This window comes from Rhizobium sp. T1470 (assembly GCF_042140505.1).
GTDB lineage: Bacteria > Pseudomonadota > Alphaproteobacteria > Rhizobiales > Rhizobiaceae > Rhizobium > Rhizobium favelukesii.
Map to the genome: position 1 here is coordinate 2,439,192 of NZ_CP148091.1, position 14,685 is coordinate 2,453,876.

The 14,685-nt window shown below is 59.5% G+C and carries 16 protein-coding genes and 1 pseudogene; 11 read left to right on the forward strand and 6 right to left on the reverse strand.

All coding sequences use genetic code 11. The features are described 5' to 3' along the window. Positions 1-2 precede the first annotated feature (2 nt). Both WGT02_RS12365 and WGT02_RS12370 read right to left on the reverse strand, forming a co-directional pair. Positions 3-932, reverse strand: a complete 930-nt coding sequence (locus WGT02_RS12365; protein WP_024312728.1) for a MoxR family ATPase — start codon at positions 930-932, stop codon at positions 3-5. Positions 933-954: 22 nt separating this feature from the next. Beyond that, complete coding sequence (locus tag WGT02_RS12370) at positions 955-1,455, reverse strand: flavin reductase (RefSeq protein WP_176703569.1); 501 nt, start codon at positions 1,453-1,455, stop codon at positions 955-957. Between the two features lie 164 nt (positions 1,456-1,619). Here WGT02_RS12370 and WGT02_RS12375 point away from each other — a divergent pair, with 164 nt between their 5' ends. From WGT02_RS12375 to purB, 4 genes are all read left to right on the forward strand, one after another. Beyond that, positions 1,620-2,702 (forward strand): branched-chain amino acid ABC transporter substrate-binding protein, encoded by a 1,083-nt coding sequence (locus WGT02_RS12375; RefSeq protein ID WP_024312730.1) that lies wholly within the window; start codon positions 1,620-1,622, stop codon positions 2,700-2,702. A gap of 39 nt (positions 2,703-2,741) precedes the next feature. Then, on the forward strand, positions 2,742-3,422 hold the full coding sequence (gene rpe, locus WGT02_RS12380; protein ID WP_024312731.1) for a ribulose-phosphate 3-epimerase: 681 nt from the start codon (positions 2,742-2,744) through the stop codon (positions 3,420-3,422). A 16-nt stretch (positions 3,423-3,438) separates the two neighbouring features. Beyond that, the gene (locus WGT02_RS12385; RefSeq protein WP_208250326.1) at positions 3,439-3,930 is read left to right on the forward strand and encodes a hypothetical protein; all 492 of its coding nucleotides are present in this window, start codon (positions 3,439-3,441) and stop codon (positions 3,928-3,930) included. Positions 3,931-3,993: 63 nt separating this feature from the next. Then, complete coding sequence (purB, locus tag WGT02_RS12390; RefSeq protein WP_024312733.1) at positions 3,994-5,301, forward strand: adenylosuccinate lyase; 1,308 nt, start codon at positions 3,994-3,996, stop codon at positions 5,299-5,301. A 6-nt stretch (positions 5,302-5,307) separates the two neighbouring features. Here purB and WGT02_RS12395 read toward each other — a convergent pair whose 3' ends face one another. Next, positions 5,308-5,796, reverse strand: coding sequence for a low affinity iron permease family protein (locus WGT02_RS12395; RefSeq protein ID WP_024312734.1), 489 nt, complete (start codon positions 5,794-5,796; stop codon positions 5,308-5,310). Between the two features lie 70 nt (positions 5,797-5,866). Beyond that, positions 5,867-6,670: a DUF2189 domain-containing protein gene (locus tag WGT02_RS12400; protein ID WP_024312735.1), complete on the reverse strand. Its 804-nt coding sequence runs from the start codon at positions 6,668-6,670 to the stop codon at positions 5,867-5,869. Between the two features lie 157 nt (positions 6,671-6,827). Between WGT02_RS12400 and WGT02_RS12405 the strand changes: the two genes are divergently transcribed. The 7 genes from WGT02_RS12405 (at position 6,828) to WGT02_RS12435 (ending at position 12,797) form a co-directional block, all read left to right on the forward strand. Further along, positions 6,828-7,382, forward strand: coding sequence for an alpha/beta hydrolase (locus WGT02_RS12405; protein ID WP_024312736.1), 555 nt, complete (start codon positions 6,828-6,830; stop codon positions 7,380-7,382). A 455-nt stretch (positions 7,383-7,837) separates the two neighbouring features. Next, positions 7,838-10,132 (forward strand): bifunctional diguanylate cyclase/phosphodiesterase, encoded by a 2,295-nt coding sequence (locus WGT02_RS12410; protein ID WP_208250325.1) that lies wholly within the window; start codon positions 7,838-7,840, stop codon positions 10,130-10,132. A 230-nt stretch (positions 10,133-10,362) separates the two neighbouring features. After that, a complete protein-coding gene (purC, locus tag WGT02_RS12415) occupies positions 10,363-11,127 on the forward strand; it encodes a phosphoribosylaminoimidazolesuccinocarboxamide synthase (RefSeq protein WP_007532892.1) in 765 nt (254 codons plus the stop codon). Positions 11,128-11,160: 33 nt separating this feature from the next. Then, complete coding sequence (gene purS / locus WGT02_RS12420; RefSeq protein WP_024312738.1) at positions 11,161-11,403, forward strand: phosphoribosylformylglycinamidine synthase subunit PurS; 243 nt, start codon at positions 11,161-11,163, stop codon at positions 11,401-11,403. Between the two features lie 21 nt (positions 11,404-11,424). Beyond that, complete coding sequence (locus tag WGT02_RS12425) at positions 11,425-11,670, forward strand: hypothetical protein (RefSeq protein ID WP_024312739.1); 246 nt, start codon at positions 11,425-11,427, stop codon at positions 11,668-11,670. 8 nt (positions 11,671-11,678) lie between these two features. Next, a complete protein-coding gene (gene purQ / locus WGT02_RS12430; protein WP_024312740.1) occupies positions 11,679-12,350 on the forward strand; it encodes a phosphoribosylformylglycinamidine synthase subunit PurQ in 672 nt (223 codons plus the stop codon). Between the two features lie 48 nt (positions 12,351-12,398). After that, the gene (locus WGT02_RS12435) at positions 12,399-12,797 is read left to right on the forward strand and encodes a hypothetical protein (protein ID WP_024312741.1); all 399 of its coding nucleotides are present in this window, start codon (positions 12,399-12,401) and stop codon (positions 12,795-12,797) included. On the opposite strand, the gene WGT02_RS12440 is transcribed toward WGT02_RS12435, so the two are convergent. Together WGT02_RS12440 and WGT02_RS12445 are read right to left on the reverse strand one after the other, a co-directional pair. Beyond that, positions 12,798-13,064, reverse strand: a complete 267-nt coding sequence (locus WGT02_RS12440; protein WP_024312742.1) for a DUF1127 domain-containing protein — start codon at positions 13,062-13,064, stop codon at positions 12,798-12,800. A 502-nt stretch (positions 13,065-13,566) separates the two neighbouring features. Continuing rightward, positions 13,567-14,676: pseudogene (locus WGT02_RS12445) on the reverse strand (IS91 family transposase); the annotation flags it as partial. Positions 14,677-14,685: the final 9 nt, after the last annotated feature.

Sequence of the window (14,685 nt, forward strand, 5' to 3'; positions counted from 1 at the left end):
CGCTATCCTGCCGCTTGCAACTCGCTCTTGACGTCTTCCAGCACCTTCGTACCGTCGCTGCCTTGAATGCGCGCAATATCGTCCTGGTATTTCAGCAGCGTTCCGATCGTATCGGAGATCGTTTCCGGATCGAGCGCCAGCCGGTCGAGTTCCGTCAGTGCTGTCGCCCAATCGATCGTCTCGGCAACGCCCGGGTTCTTGAAAAGATCTAGTGTCCGAAGCTGCTGCACATAGGCGACGATCTGTGCGGACAGCGCCGCATTGCAGCCCGGTACCTTGCGGCGAATGATTTCGAGCTCTTGCAGGGCATCGGGATAATCGACCCAATGATAGAGGCAGCGCCGTTTCAGCGCGTCGTGGACTTCGCGCGTCCGGTTCGTGGTGATGATGACGATTGGTGGTTCGGCGGCCCGGATGGTGCCGAGCTCGGGGATCGTCACCTGAAAGTCGGAAAGAACCTCCAAAAGGAAGGCCTCGAATGCCTCGTCGGTACGGTCTAGCTCATCGATGAGGAAGACCGGCGCGCGACCATCTGCGCTGGACAGAGCCTGCAGCACGGGTCGGCGGATGAGGTAGCGCTCCGAGAAGATGTCCGACTCGATTCTGTCCCGGTCGGTAAGACCGGACGCTTCCGCGAGGCGGATTTCCAGCATCTGCGCCGGATAGTTCCATTCGTAGACGGCCGAGGCGATATCCAGCCCTTCGTAGCATTGCAGGCGGATCAGCGGCCGCCCCAGAGCTTTTGATAGGACCTTGGCGATCTCTGTCTTCCCGACACCAGCTTCCCCCTCCAGGAAGAGAGGACGCTTCATCTTCAGGGCAAGAAACAGCACCGTGCCAAGCGCCCGCCCCGCCAGATAGTCCTGATCGCCCAACATCGCGATCGTTTCGTCGATCGACGACGGTAGTGGCGGATGCGCTTGATCCGGCATGTCTTCTCCCTTTTTCAGGAAGTTATAGCGTGTGATAGTCCCGGTTCATATAGAGAAGCGCGGGCTTAGCCTCGTTGTAGCGGACCGCCACGACCTCACCGAAAATGATGTGGTGTGTCGACATTTCCTTGATTTCGCTCACGCGGCAATCGAAGGAGGCAAGCGCGTCGTGAAGAATGGGTGCGCCGGTGACGAGCTTGTCGAACCGGCCCGTCGCGAAACGTTCGCAGTTGCTGAGCTGGGTGCGGCCAGAAAAAGCATCGGCAAGTGCCTGATGGTGCGCGCCCAGCGTATTCAAAGCAAAGATACCGCTCCTGAAGAAGATGTCGTTCTTCGGATTGCTGTTGTTCAGGCACACCAGAACGGTCGCAGGGTCATCAGATACGGAGCACGCGGCGGTGATCGTCACGCCACGGCGCTCCTTGCCGATTGCCGTCGTCACGAGCTGCACATGGCCTCCAAAGCGGCTCATCGCATCTCGGTAGAGGCGCGGATCGATCGGTTGCTTGCTCAACAAAGGCATTCTCCATCCGGCGTCACCGGCTTGCTGTTTCCTGTAATATGAAGGTGATCGGTTACCTTTTCTACAAAAGCCAGGCGAAAAGCTTCCCGATTGTGCGTTTTTCTTTGACGATCGATGCCGGACGGATAAAAGAGCAGGACAAAGGACAGGGACCTGCAGCTTTTATGAATACTTTGCGTGGCCTAGCACTTCTGCCGATGCTGCTCCTTGCGGCTGCAGAATGCCATGCCGCGGGTCTGATAATCGGTGTCGTAGCGCCACAGAGTGGCAACCTCGCGCCAATTGGTGCGCAGATCATCGCCGGTGCCACTGCCAAGGTCCTGCAGGATGGTAGCACGATCGTCACGGTCGGAGAGACTTGCGAGGAAAACAGCGGTGCGGCAATCGCTGACGCATTAATCAATGCCAAGGTCCAGGTGGCCGTCGGTTTTCTCTGCAGCGAGACGCTCGAAGGCGCGTTGCCGAAGCTCAAGGACGCAAATATCCCGGCGATCACCGTCTCTGTGCGTTCACGCATTCTCATGGAAGACGCGCTGAAAAATGGCTGGCCGCTCTACCGAATGGCGCCGGCCGATGGCGCCGAAGCGGAAAAGATCATCGAGGCGATCGTGGGCGAGTGGGCAGCCGCGCCAATTGCGCTGATCGAGGATGGCACCATCCATGGTCGGGAGCTTACGGAAGCGATCCGAAACGCACTCGAGGAAAAAGGCCTCAAGCCCGTCTTCACCGACACGTATCGACCGGGCCAGGAGCAGCAAGTCGCTCTCGTGCGACGGTTGAGGAAAGCCGGGGTAACAAAAGTCTTCGTCGGTGGAGATCGTAGCGACGTTGCCGTCATCGCACGCGACGCCGCAGCGGAAAAGATTCACCTCGATATTCTCGGTGGCGACGCGATGCGCGCCGCCGACCAACCGCTCGGGCTCGCGGATGGCGTTCTCGCCGTCGCCCTGCCCGACTACGCCGCGCGCCCTGAGGCGAAGCCTGTGGTCGACGCGTTCCGTGCGAGCGGCGTCGAGCCCGAGGGTTATGTGCTGCCCGCGTATGCGGCGGTGGAAATCGCGACGAAGGCAGCCCAGGATGCCGCTGCGGATGACCGGCCCATCGCACAGCACATCGGCGGGACCTCTTTTGAGACGGTCATCGGCAAAATTGCTTTCAACGCCGGCCATGAACTGGCCGATAACCCCTACCGGATGCTGCAGTGGCATGCCGGTTCGTTCGCACCGCCAAGCACACCGATCGAATAGGATCTGACACCGCGGCATGAGTTTTACGGAGAGACCTCAATGACTACGCCCATTCGCATCGCGCCATCCGTCCTTGCGGCCGACTTCGCCAAACTGGGCCAGGAAGTGCGCGACGTAACGGCGGCCGGCGCCGATTGGATCCACCTCGACGTCATGGACGGTCACTTCGTTCCCAACATTTCCTTCGGCCCTGACGTCATCAAGTCGTTGCGTTCCTACACGGATGCGGTTTTCGATTGCCATCTGATGATTGCGCCGGTCGATCCGTATCTTGAGGCCTTCGCGAAGGCGGGCTGCGACCGCATTACCGTCCATGCTGAAGCCGGGCCGCATCTCCACCGTTCGCTTCAGACTGTGCGCGGGCTCGGCAAGAAGGTCGGCGTCACGATCAATCCTGCCACGTCGCTTTCGGCGATCGAAAACGTGCTCGACGACATTGACCTGATCCTCATCATGTCGGTGAACCCCGGCTTCGGCGGGCAGAAATTCATTCCAGCGATGGCGGACAAGATCGCCGCAGCGCGGTCACTTATCGGTGACAGGCCGATCGACCTTGAAGTTGACGGTGGAGTGACGGTCGAAACCGCGCCGATCATCGGCAAATCAGGCGGCAATGTTCTCGTTGCCGGTTCGGCGATTTTCAAGGGCGGCTCGCTCGAGGCCTACAAGACGGCGATCAGCGCCCTACGAAGCGCCGCCGAAGGCAAATCCAAGTCGTGACGAAAGCAGGTCGTCCTTGATCTCCGAGCGGCTCAAGGCGGCCCGCCCGCCCCTCTCCGATCTTTTCGCGGGGGCCATCCTCTGGGGCATCCAGATGCTGGCGTCGGCAATGGCTGCTCTCTATCTCAGAAACGGGATGGAGACCGCACATGTCCGTGACCTCGCAATGCTCTATTTTGCGGGCGGTTTGCTGGCATGGCCGTTCATGTTGCCTTTGGGTCGGTTCTTTGCGCATCGACGATCCCTGGCGACACGCTTTGCGGCATTCTTCGCTGCGCTTGCCGTCGGGACCATCCTAATGACGGCCTTTCTCTTCGCCATGGACTACCGGGTCTTCTACTCCGCGTGGCACGCCTCTTTTGGATCCCTCACATGGGTGTTCCAATTCGTCTTTACCGGAGCCAGCGCAGTCTATCAGTTTGCCGTGCTGGGAATTCGCCTGTTTCTTCCACTCGGCCTTCTCTGCCTTTTCGGTACGAGTATAGCGCTTGCCAAACGCATGCGTTGAGATTGCCGCCTGTCTTTGCTACAGGGGCGCCAGCATTCCTTTTATGAACGAAAGCAGGAAGCCATGATCCCGCGCTACTCCCGGCCAGAGATGGTCGCCATCTGGTCGCCCGAGACCAAATTCCGCATCTGGTTCGAGATCGAGGCTCACGCCTGCGATGCGCTCGCCGAACTGGGCGTCATCCCGAAATCCGCTGCAAAGACAATTTGGGAGCGAGGCGGCGCTGCGACGTTCGACGTTGCGCGGATCGATGAAATCGAGTCCGTCACCAAGCACGATGTCATCGCCTTCCTGACGCACCTTTCCGAAATCGTCGGCCCGGATGCCCGTTTCGTCCACCAGGGCATGACTTCTTCGGACGTTCTCGACACCACGCTGAACATCCAGCTGGTCCGCGCAGCCGACATTCTGCTCGCCGATATGGACCGCCTGCTTGCGGCACTGAAGGCACGTGCCTTCGAACACAAGGACACCATCCGCATCGGCCGCAGCCACGGTATTCACGCCGAGCCGACGACGATGGGACTGACGCTGGCGCGCTTCTACGCCGAGATGAGCCGCAACCGCGCGCGCCTCGTGGCTGCGCGTGTCGAGATCGCCACCGGTGCGGTTTCAGGCGCCGTCGGCACCTTTGCCAATATCGACCCTCGCGTCGAGGAACACGTCTGCGCCAAGCTCGGCCTTGTCCCGGAGCCTGTCTCGACGCAGGTCATTCCGCGTGACCGTCACGCGATGTTCTTCGCCACGCTCGGCGTTATCGGCTCTTCCATCGAAAACGTCGCGATCGAGATCCGCCACATGCAGCGCACGGAAGTGCTGGAAGCCGAGGAATACTTCTCGCCCGGCCAGAAGGGTTCTTCTGCGATGCCGCACAAGCGCAATCCGGTTCTGACCGAGAACCTGACGGGCCTTGCCCGCCTGGTTCGTATGTCGGTGGTTCCGGCTATGGAGAATGTCGCCCTGTGGCATGAGCGCGACATTAGCCATTCGAGCGTCGAGCGCGGCATCGGGCCCGACACAACGATCACGCTCGACTTCGCCCTCAACAGGCTGGCCGGCGTCATCGAGAAGCTCGTCGTCTATCCCGACAACATGATGAAAAATCTCGACAAGTTCCGTGGCCTCGTGCATTCGCAGCGCGTGCTTCTGGCGCTGACGCAGGCAGGCGTTTCGCGCGAGGATGCCTACCGGCTCGTCCAGCGCAACGCCATGAAGGTGTGGGAACAGGGCAAGGATTTCCTGGAGGAACTGCTTGCCGACGCGGAGGTGCGTACTGCGCTATCCGAAGAAGAAATCCGCGAGAAGTTCGATCTCGGCTACCATACCAAACACGTGGATACCATTTTCCGGCGCGTCTTCGGCGCCGCCTGAGTTTGACTACCGGGACGGCGCCTTCGAGGGCGCCGTTTTCCGTTTCGGCTTCCGGGGCTTTGCCGATGTCCTTTTTTCGTTCGCCTCATCACTGGAATTTGTCGCCTTCGGCGTTCCGTTCGTCCGCCCCTCGCGCACTCCCTTTGCCGCCTTGGCGACAAGGCGATCCAGGTGCTTCAGGTCTTCGTCATCGAGGTGCTCGATCCCGATGAACTTGTTCTCGGCGTGGCTCGTCAGAATAATTTCGTCGAGCTTCGCCTGAACAGCGCGAGCATCCCTCGTCTGTGCGTTCTGCAACACGAACACCATCAGGAACGTGATGATGGTCGTTCCTGTGTTGATGACCAGTTGCCAAGTCTCCGAGAAGTCAAAGAGCGGGCCCGTCCCGGCCCAGACAGCGACAAGGACGACGGCAAGCACGAACGTCACGGGTCGCCCTGCCCATTCAGACGTCTTGCTGGCAAAGTGGGTAAACAGATGTTGCGGCGTAGCCATATGGAACTCCCTCGGGTATTCGCCTCAGCGAAACTCCGAGGGAGGTGGTCCAGTTCCAGCCCTGTGGCCGTCAGACGACCGGAGGTGCCACGAGCTTCCTATAGAGATGCCAGCTGGCGTGGCCGAGCACCGGCATGACGAGGGCAAGCCCGACAAACAGCGGGATCGTGCCAACGATGAGGCTGACAGCGATGATGAGACCCCAGCAGAAGACCGGCACCGGGTTGGCGACGGTCGCCCTGACCGATGTTTCCATCGCGCAAACGAGGCCGACGTCCCGATCCAGCAGCAAGGGAAAGGTTACGACGGTCGTGCCCAGAACGATGATGGCAAAGCCCAGACCGAGCAGATGTCCCCACATGATCAGCTGGATTCCCTCAGGCGTGCCGACGATCTCCGAGAAGAATAAGGAGATTGAGCGCGGGAAAACGTCGCCGAAGACGTTCGAATAGAGCGTCTGCGCAGCGACGAGCCAGACCACGAAGAAGCCGAACAGCAGCAATCCGCCGGCAACGATCGATGGGAACGCCGGCGATCTTGTCACCTCGAGCGCATGTCTCCACGAGGTGTCCAGGCCGGCTTCCCGCCTGCGGCTGATCTCATAGAGCCCGATCGCGGCGATGGGACCGATCAGCGCAAAGCCTGATATCAGCGGAAAAATCATCGGCAGGAGGTTGGCACTTGATGTTGCGAGCGCAAGAAAAATGCCGGCAATCGGATACATCAGGCACAGAAATACATAGTGGGATGGTTTTTCTCGAAAATCGTCGAGCCCGCGCCGCAGCGCATCGAAGACATCCGCAACGCTGATCTTGTTGACGACCGGACGTGTGTAGACATCGCCTGCACCCGACATAACATGGAATGCCGTCATGGCTTTCTCCTCCTCAGCCAAGATAGCCGGCAGCGAAAGGATCGGCGATAACGCCGATACGAGACGCAACCGGCACTGCTGAAAACATAACAAATTTCGGCGGCCTTGTCCCACCCTCCCTTGACATCGCCGTCAAGCTTTCTCAAATCCGCGCATCATGAAAGCTTCAGACGCCGAAATTCTCATTATCCCCGGTTATACAAATTCCGGTCCCGACCACTGGCAAAGCCGCTGGGAGGCCAAGCTCAGCACGGCTCGTCGTGTCGAACAGGCTGAATGGTCGAAGCCGGTCCGCGACGATTGGGTGAGCCGCATTGCCGAGGAAGTGAATGCCGCGACGCGACCGGTGGTATTGGTTGCGCATTCGCTTGGCATTCCCTCCGCCATCCACGCAATTCCCCATTTCCGCAACAAGGTGGCCGGGGCATTCTTCGTCGCACCCCCGGATGTTGCCAATCCGGCAATACGACCGAAGCACCTGATGACATTCGGCCCGTACCCGCGCGACCCACTTCCGTTTCCGACCATTACAATCGCCAGCCGCAATGATCCCTTCGGCAGCTACGAACACGCCGATGACATCGCGGCAAGCTGGGGATCGCTCCTCATCGATGCGGGGGAAGCCGGGCACATCAACAGCGAGTCGGGCCACGGGCCATGGCCGGAAGGAACCATGGTGTTCGCGCAGTTCCTGAGTCGCTTGAAGCCGTAACGCCCTTCGTAGAGCTGCATCGATGCGATCGGCAAATTCGCGACGCCTCAGCGCTTCAAGATCATCTCTCGGCGAAGGGGCGAGATTACGACCCATAGCTGACCGTACCGAGGCCACGCGTCGTGGAGACGCACAGACGGTTTGTGGCTGATCTGGCGGCTAGTCGCCCTCTCCGCGAATGAAGAGAACGCCCGCCAGGCCCACGAGAACGATGCATTGCAGGATGAACATCGGCCATTCTGGAGACATGTCATTCCCTCCCCAATCGGTGCGATATAGGGTGCTGCCAGACAAGTGTATGCACATTATGGAAAAGTTACTCGCCTCCAGGCGTATGCACCCATTACAGCGCGACTAAGCATTTGTTTTTGCATTATTATTATTTTGACGACATTAAGGGCTGTTTAATTCAATGAATGCAAAATATCTACACGCTAAAAGAGCGAGTATGCAGATTGAAGCAAACGACTCCCGACAAACGGGTCAAATCGAAGGCTAAGCTTGACGCCGCGGCGTTTGACGGCGACACGGCCCCGCAGAACAGTTTTGAACTCTCGGAACGCGAGAGCCGCTGGAACTACGCTCTTGTCGGATCGGGCCTCGGCGTCTGGGACCACAATCTTCGTCTTGGCAAACGCTACTACTCCGACACGTGGAAAATGATGCGCGGCATGGCGCCCGATGAGGATGCCGACGGCGACTATGACACGTGGATCGACCTCATCCACCCGGACGACCGGGACTTCGTCGTCAAGGCCATCGAACGGCAGAACGCCGGCGATCCGGACTATCAGATTTTCGAGTATCGGGAGCGCCACAGAGACGGCCACTGGATCTGGATCGAGTGCCGAGGCGCTTGCGTGGAATGGGACGAAAACGGCGCCCCTGCCCGGCTCATTGGCACCGACAACGATATCACCGCACGCAAGGAGGCCGAGGAGCGGCTTGCGCATCTGTCGCGGCGCCTGGATCTCGCGCTCGATATCTCTGATATCGGCGTCTTCGAGGCAGATATCGAAAACGGCACCGTCGATTGGGACGATCGCCTTCTGGCAATCTACGGCATTACCAACACGTCTCCGGTCAGCACCGGCAACGCCTGGGAGGCGTCGCTGCATCCCGACGACAGGGATCGCGTGCTGGCGACCATCAATGAGAGCGTCGCTAACAGCACCGATTTCCAACACGAATTCCGCATCATCAGGCAGGACGGCATCGAACGTGTCATCCGCGCAAAAGCAGCCTTCTTTCTTGACAGTGACGGGCGCCGCAAGCTGATTGGCGCAAATTGGGATGTGACCGCCGAAGTCAGGCTCAATACCGAGTTACAGCGCGCCAAGGATCTCGCGGAAGCCCGCAACAGGGAACTCGAAAGCGCCAAGGAGAACATCGAGCACCTGGCGCTGCACGATTATCTCACCGGCCTGCCAAACCGGCGATACCTCGACCGCATGCTGGATGAGCGTTCCGCCGAATGTCGCCGCACCGGGCTGACGCTCGCGATCCTCCACATCGATCTCGACCGCTTCAAGCAGATCAACGATACGCTCGGCCACCGCGCCGGCGACGCAATGCTGAGGCATGCAGCACAGGTGCTGACGGGGAGTGTCCGTTCGACCGATTTCGTCGCCCGCATTGGTGGCGATGAATTCGTGGTCATCTGCACACTCGATGTCACGCCGAAGAAGATCTCTAATCTGGCGGAGCGCATCATCCGCGAGCTCTGCAAGCCCATTCGCTACGAGGGCCACGATTGCCGTTTCGGCGCCAGCATCGGCATTGCGGCTGAAAGCGGTCCGGCGCTCGATGCCAAGCAGCTTCTGCTCAATGCTGACATCGCGCTCTATCGCGCGAAAAGCGGCGGACGCAACCGGCACGAATTCTTCTCGACCGACGAGCGGCACCGCATCATCGCCAGCAAGCGGCTGGCGGACGAAATCCTCCTCGGTCTCGAGCGGGGGGAGTTTGTCCCGCTCTACCAGTTGCAGTTCCATGCCCGAACGCTCGATGTCGCCGGCGTCGAGACGCTGGCTCGCTGGCAGCACCGGGAACATGGTTTGCTGGCTCCTGATCGTTTCCTGACGATCGCTGAGGATCTGGATGTGGTCTCCACCATCGACGGGCTGATCCTCGAGCAAGCGCTCGCGGACCGGCACCGATGGGAGGACGAGGGTCTTCTCATCCCGAAGATTGCGGTCAACGTGTCGTCGCGTCGTCTCGGTGATCCAACCCTTGCGAAGAAGCTTCGCGGCTTGAAGATCGAACCTCGCACAATCTCGTTCGAGCTGCTTGAATCGATTTCACTCGACGATTGCGATGATGCCGTGATCGCCAATCTCCGGCACCTGCGCCGCCTCGGCATCGACATAGAGATCGATGACTTCGGCACGGGCCATGCATCCATTGTCAGTCTTTTGAAACTCAGTCCGAAGACCTTGAAGATCGACCGCGAGTTGATCCGCATGCTGCCACATTCCGCCGAGCAGCGGAAACTGGTCCGCTCGATCATCGATATCGGCCGTTCGCTTAATATCCTCGTCACCGCCGAGGGCGTCGAAACGATGGACCACGTCCGCATTCTCTGTGATCTCGGTTGCGATATGCTGCAGGGCTACGCGCTCGCCCGCCCGATGCCCGCACTGCAGATCCCGCCCTTCGTGCGCGCCGCGTCCTGGCGCGGCGTCGAGGGCCTGGCGCGTGGTTTGCAGCACGATTTGCGTAAGTCGCTCAGCGGCTCGGGCGCAAGATAAAGGCTTGCATGACTGCCCTGACGCGGCTGCGTCACATTCCGTTGGCCGCGAAAAACCTGTAAACTGCCTTACAGAAGGTCTTCGATTCTCTTAGCGGCCTCCGGAAGCGCCGGAATCCGGGGAAGGAGTGACAGGCGGATTGTGAAACCCTCGCTTTTCCTTTAAGGGGACGCCACGAGATAGATCCACTCGCGCTATCCCAAGAGCGCCAACGATAGAGAACAATTGCAATGAACCGTCGCCGCCGTATCTACGAGGGCAAAGCAAAGATTCTGTATGAGGGCCCGGAACCGGGCACGCTGATCCAGTTCTTCAAAGATGATGCCACCGCCTTCAACAAGAAGAAGCACGAAGTCATCGATGGCAAAGGCGTTCTGAATAACCGTATTTCGGAATACATCTTCAGCCATCTAAACAAGATCGGCATTCCGACGCATTTCATCCGCCGCCTCAACATGCGCGAGCAGTTGATCCGCGAAGTGGAAATGATCCCGCTCGAGATCGTTGTTCGTAACGTTGCCGCCGGCTCGCTGTCGAAGCGCCTCGGTATCGAGGAAGGCGTGGTGCTGCCGCGGTCGATCATCGAGTTCTACTACAAGTCTGACGCGCTCGACGATCCGATGGTCTCTGAAGAGCACATAACGGCTTTCGGCTGGGCAAACCCCGCCGAACTCGATGACATCATGGCGCTCGCCATTCGCGTCAACGATTTCATGACCGGCCTTTTCCTAGGTGTCGGCATCCAGCTTGTCGACTTCAAGATCGAATGCGGCCGCCTCTATGAAGGCGACATGATGCGCATCATCCTCGCCGATGAGATTTCGCCGGACTCCTGCCGTCTGTGGGATATCGACACCCGCGAGAAGATGGACAAGGACCGCTTCCGCCGCGACATGGGCGGCCTTCTCGAAGCCTATTCGGAAGTTGCGCGTCGTCTCGGCATCATCAACGAGAACGAGCCTGTGCGCGGCACCGGTCCGGTACTCGTGAAGTAAGACATTCAGGCCAAGCAAGACAGGGAAGATAAAGTGATCAAGGCTCGTGTAACCGTCACGCTGAAAAACGGCGTTCTCGATCCGCAGGGCAAGGCAATCGAGGGCGCCCTCGGCGCGCTTGGATTCGATGGTGTCGGGCATGTCCGTCAGGGCAAGGTTTTCGACGTCGAACTCGAAGGCGCTGACAAGGCGAAAGCGGAGAGCGAGCTCAAGGCGATGTGCGAGAAACTCCTCGCAAATACGGTGATCGAGAACTATAATATTTCCGTCGACTAATCTGGTCGAGGAGCGCACTCGATGGCTGAATTGACGCAAGAGCTCGTGCTTGAGTTGTTGACGAAAATGCACGAACACATCGATACGTTAGATGCGTCGCTTGAAGAGATCCGGAGCGAAATGCACTGCATGAGCGACACGATGACGTCGATGCAGCAGGAAATACATAGTATTTACGGTGTCCTCGGTCGGCATGAAGGCCGGCTGGAGCGTATTGAAAAGCGTCTCGTACTTAGAGAACTTGCAGAAGCACAAACAAGGTTTTAGCCGCAGTCATGAAATCAGCCGTCGTTCAACTTCCGGGCCTCAATCGCGATCGCGACATGATCGCTGCACTGACGAAAATCTCCGGTCGCGCACCGGTGACGATCTGGCAAACGGAGACGGATATTCCGGACGTCGACCTTATCGTCATCCCTGGCGGCTTTTCCTATGGCGACTACCTTCGTTGTGGCGCCATCGCAGCGCGCATGCCGGTCATGCAGGCAATCGTCGAAAAGGCGAACAAGGGCGTCAAGGTTCTCGGCGTGTGCAACGGCTTCCAGATCCTCCTCGAGGCAGGCCTGCTACCCGGTGCACTGATGCGCAATGCCTCGCTTAAGTTCGTCTGCCGTGAGATCAAGCTCGAAGTCGCAAACGCCGACACCGATTTCACCCGTGCCTATTCCGAGGGGCAGATCATACGCTGCCCGGTTGCGCATCACGATGGCAACTATTTTGCCGACGCAGAGACGCTGGCAACGATCGAGGGCAACGGACAGGTCGTTTTCCGCTATGCGGAAGGCACCAATCCGAACGGCTCGATGAACGATATTGCCGCCGTCATGAACGACAAGGGCAACATCCTCGGCATGATGCCGCACCCCGAAAACCTCATCGAAGCGGCGCATGGCGGTTCCGACGGCCGCGCTCTGTTCGCTTCGGCCCTCGAGGTAATCGCTGCTTAACCTTCGGCAGGTAAGAGGCCATTCATCCGGTCCATTGGAGCAAGATTGATGCGCCCTCGCCTTTCGACGACACGCATTCTCGCGATTGCCGCAACAGCAGTATTGGTGGCGTCCTGCCAAACGAACACGCCGGCGAAGGGTCCGGATCGCAGCGCGCTTTCGACGATGGAGCGCGTTGCTCTCGGCGCGAACGCCTGCTGGTTCAAGTCCGGCGACGCCGCCTTCGCTGACTACAGGCTGGCGCCCGAACTGAACTCCTTCTCCGGTCGTCCGCGCATTCTCGTCGTGCACAGGGGCAGCCCCGAGAGCCGCCCTTTGCTCGTCGTTCAGGCCGAAGGCAACCCCTCCAAGCTCGACGCCTTTGGTCCAATGATGCAAGGCTCCGCAGGGCCGCGGATCGTCAAGGATGTCACCCGCTGGGCATCCGGCGGCAAGGCTTGCGGCTGATCAATCCCAGAAGGGCGATTTGCCGGCTTCCTCGCGTGCTTGCGCACGCGTGATGCCAATGTCCAACAGTTCGTCGTCCGTCAGATCCCGCAGGACCCGGCGGGTTTCGCGCTTCTGGTGCCACGACGATAGCCGATGCCACGCGGACTGCAGCAAGGCCTGAGCGCGCGATGCGCCGACCGAGTCTTGCGGAATACGGTATTGCATCGATTGCACCCCAGACGACAGAGGCGCAATCGCAGGCTCGTTCTCTGGAACGGCAGACATGTCATTCTCCAAGCAAAATTGTATCCGCCCTGGACATAGCGTTGACGATTTGAGGGTGACAATATAAAGAATTGTCATCATGACAACTTGGCTTCCAGACTTTTCTCGTGGTTCCGGCCCGGTCTATCTCCGGATTGCCGACAGCATTGAATCTGGAGGGTTATGTGAGGTCGGATAGGACAGTGGCGTCATACTCGGCCGACCTCACATAAGCCGGATTGAACGAAGGCGCGGGTTGTTTGGCACTATGGGGATTGCGTTCTGCGTCCGGTTCCGGCGCGGTGATGCGGTGGCCCTGAGGGCGCGCAATCAAGTGGCAGACGGCGAGGTTTTACATGATTGTCGAAGCGCAATGTCGCGGGTCGCTGTGCCGGTTGTGCCGATATGGATGCATTTGCGCCTACGGATCGAACATCTGGCCTGGTTCCAGGCAGCGACGATTGTCCGCCGGAACGGCGTCCAAGTCGGCGGGTGATATGGGTCGTCTGCCGATCGCCTGATGTCATGATGTGTCACATCGGAATGAAGATGACCGTGCTTGAGCGGGTCGGATGTTGGCCTTCATCCGACGCATCGGCCGGTCACATTCGGGGCATGTGAAGGGGTAGCCTTGATTTGGGTTGAGGCAATGCGGTTGCTCGGCCGACGTCGACCGCTGGCCCAGCAGGTCCCGACAGAGGGCGATGCGTTGCCGGCGATGGCTATTGGCGAGAAAGCCGAAGTGACGCATACGGTGAAAGCCGTCGGGTAGTACGTGGAGAAGGAAGCGCCGGATAAACTCGAGCGGGTCAAGGCGCATGATCTTCTCGCGATCATGTCCTTGGCGTCGATAGTCCTTCCACCGGAAGTCGACATGCTCGTCATCGGCACCGACGATACGACTGTTGGCGATGGCCACACGATGGGTGTATCTGCCGAGATAGGCGAGCACTTGGTCCGGTCCGCCAAACGGCGGCTTGGCGTAGACGACCCATTCACTGCGACGGGCGTGCGCGAGATGGCTGGTGAAAGCGGTGGGGTCGGCAAGGCGTGCAAGCGCGTTGGAGAAGCGAAGTTTACGCTGAGCGAAGGCGTCAGCAAGGGCCGTCAGAAAGAGCCGCCGGAAGACACGCGATAGAACTCGGACGGGCAAGAAAAAGCCCGGCCGGCATGCGATCCACTTTGACTTATCCGGTGAGAGACCGCCGCCTGGTATGACGCAGTGGACGTGGGGATGGTGGGTCATCGCCTGGCCCCAGGTGTGAAGCACGGCGATGATACCGATCTCGGCACCCAGCCGTTTAGGGTCGGCGGCGACCGTCTGCAGCGTCTGGGCTGCGATCCGCATCAGCAGTGCGTAGACGACCGCCTTGTTGTGGAAGGCTATCTCGGCGATGCCAGGCGGTAGTGTGAAGACCACATGGAAGTACTGGACCGGCAAGAGATCGCAGATGCGGGCCGCGACCCATCCCCTGCGAGCTATGCCCTGGCACTTCGGGCAGTGACGATTGCGGCAGGAATTATAGGAGATGCGAGTCGTGCCACACTCATCGCAGGCATCGACATGGCCGCCGAGCCTGGGTGTGCGGCAAGCTTCGATCGCGCCCATGACACGTCGTTCGCCACGACTAATGCCGCGCCA

What these genes read in the sequence shown, in the direction of transcription:
- WGT02_RS12365 (WP_024312728.1), bottom strand. Translation starts at nt 932, where the DNA reads ATGCCGGATCAAGCGCATCCGCCACTACCGTCGTCGATCGACGAAACG.
- WGT02_RS12370 (WP_176703569.1), bottom strand. Translation starts at nt 1,455, where the DNA reads ATGCCTTTGTTGAGCAAGCAACCGATCGATCCGCGCCTCTACCGAGAT.
- WGT02_RS12375 (WP_024312730.1), top strand. Translation starts at nt 1,620, where the DNA reads ATGAATACTTTGCGTGGCCTAGCACTTCTGCCGATGCTGCTCCTTGCG.
- rpe (WP_024312731.1), top strand. Translation starts at nt 2,742, where the DNA reads ATGACTACGCCCATTCGCATCGCGCCATCCGTCCTTGCGGCCGACTTC.
- purB (WP_024312733.1), top strand. Translation starts at nt 3,994, where the DNA reads ATGATCCCGCGCTACTCCCGGCCAGAGATGGTCGCCATCTGGTCGCCC.
- WGT02_RS12395 (WP_024312734.1), bottom strand. Translation starts at nt 5,796, where the DNA reads ATGGCTACGCCGCAACATCTGTTTACCCACTTTGCCAGCAAGACGTCT.
- WGT02_RS12400 (WP_024312735.1), bottom strand. Translation starts at nt 6,670, where the DNA reads ATGACGGCATTCCATGTTATGTCGGGTGCAGGCGATGTCTACACACGT.
- WGT02_RS12405 (WP_024312736.1), top strand. Translation starts at nt 6,828, where the DNA reads ATGAAAGCTTCAGACGCCGAAATTCTCATTATCCCCGGTTATACAAAT.
- purC (WP_007532892.1), top strand. Translation starts at nt 10,363, where the DNA reads ATGAACCGTCGCCGCCGTATCTACGAGGGCAAAGCAAAGATTCTGTAT.
- WGT02_RS12425 (WP_024312739.1), top strand. Translation starts at nt 11,425, where the DNA reads ATGGCTGAATTGACGCAAGAGCTCGTGCTTGAGTTGTTGACGAAAATG.
- purQ (WP_024312740.1), top strand. Translation starts at nt 11,679, where the DNA reads ATGAAATCAGCCGTCGTTCAACTTCCGGGCCTCAATCGCGATCGCGAC.
- WGT02_RS12435 (WP_024312741.1), top strand. Translation starts at nt 12,399, where the DNA reads ATGCGCCCTCGCCTTTCGACGACACGCATTCTCGCGATTGCCGCAACA.
- WGT02_RS12440 (WP_024312742.1), bottom strand. Translation starts at nt 13,064, where the DNA reads ATGTCTGCCGTTCCAGAGAACGAGCCTGCGATTGCGCCTCTGTCGTCT.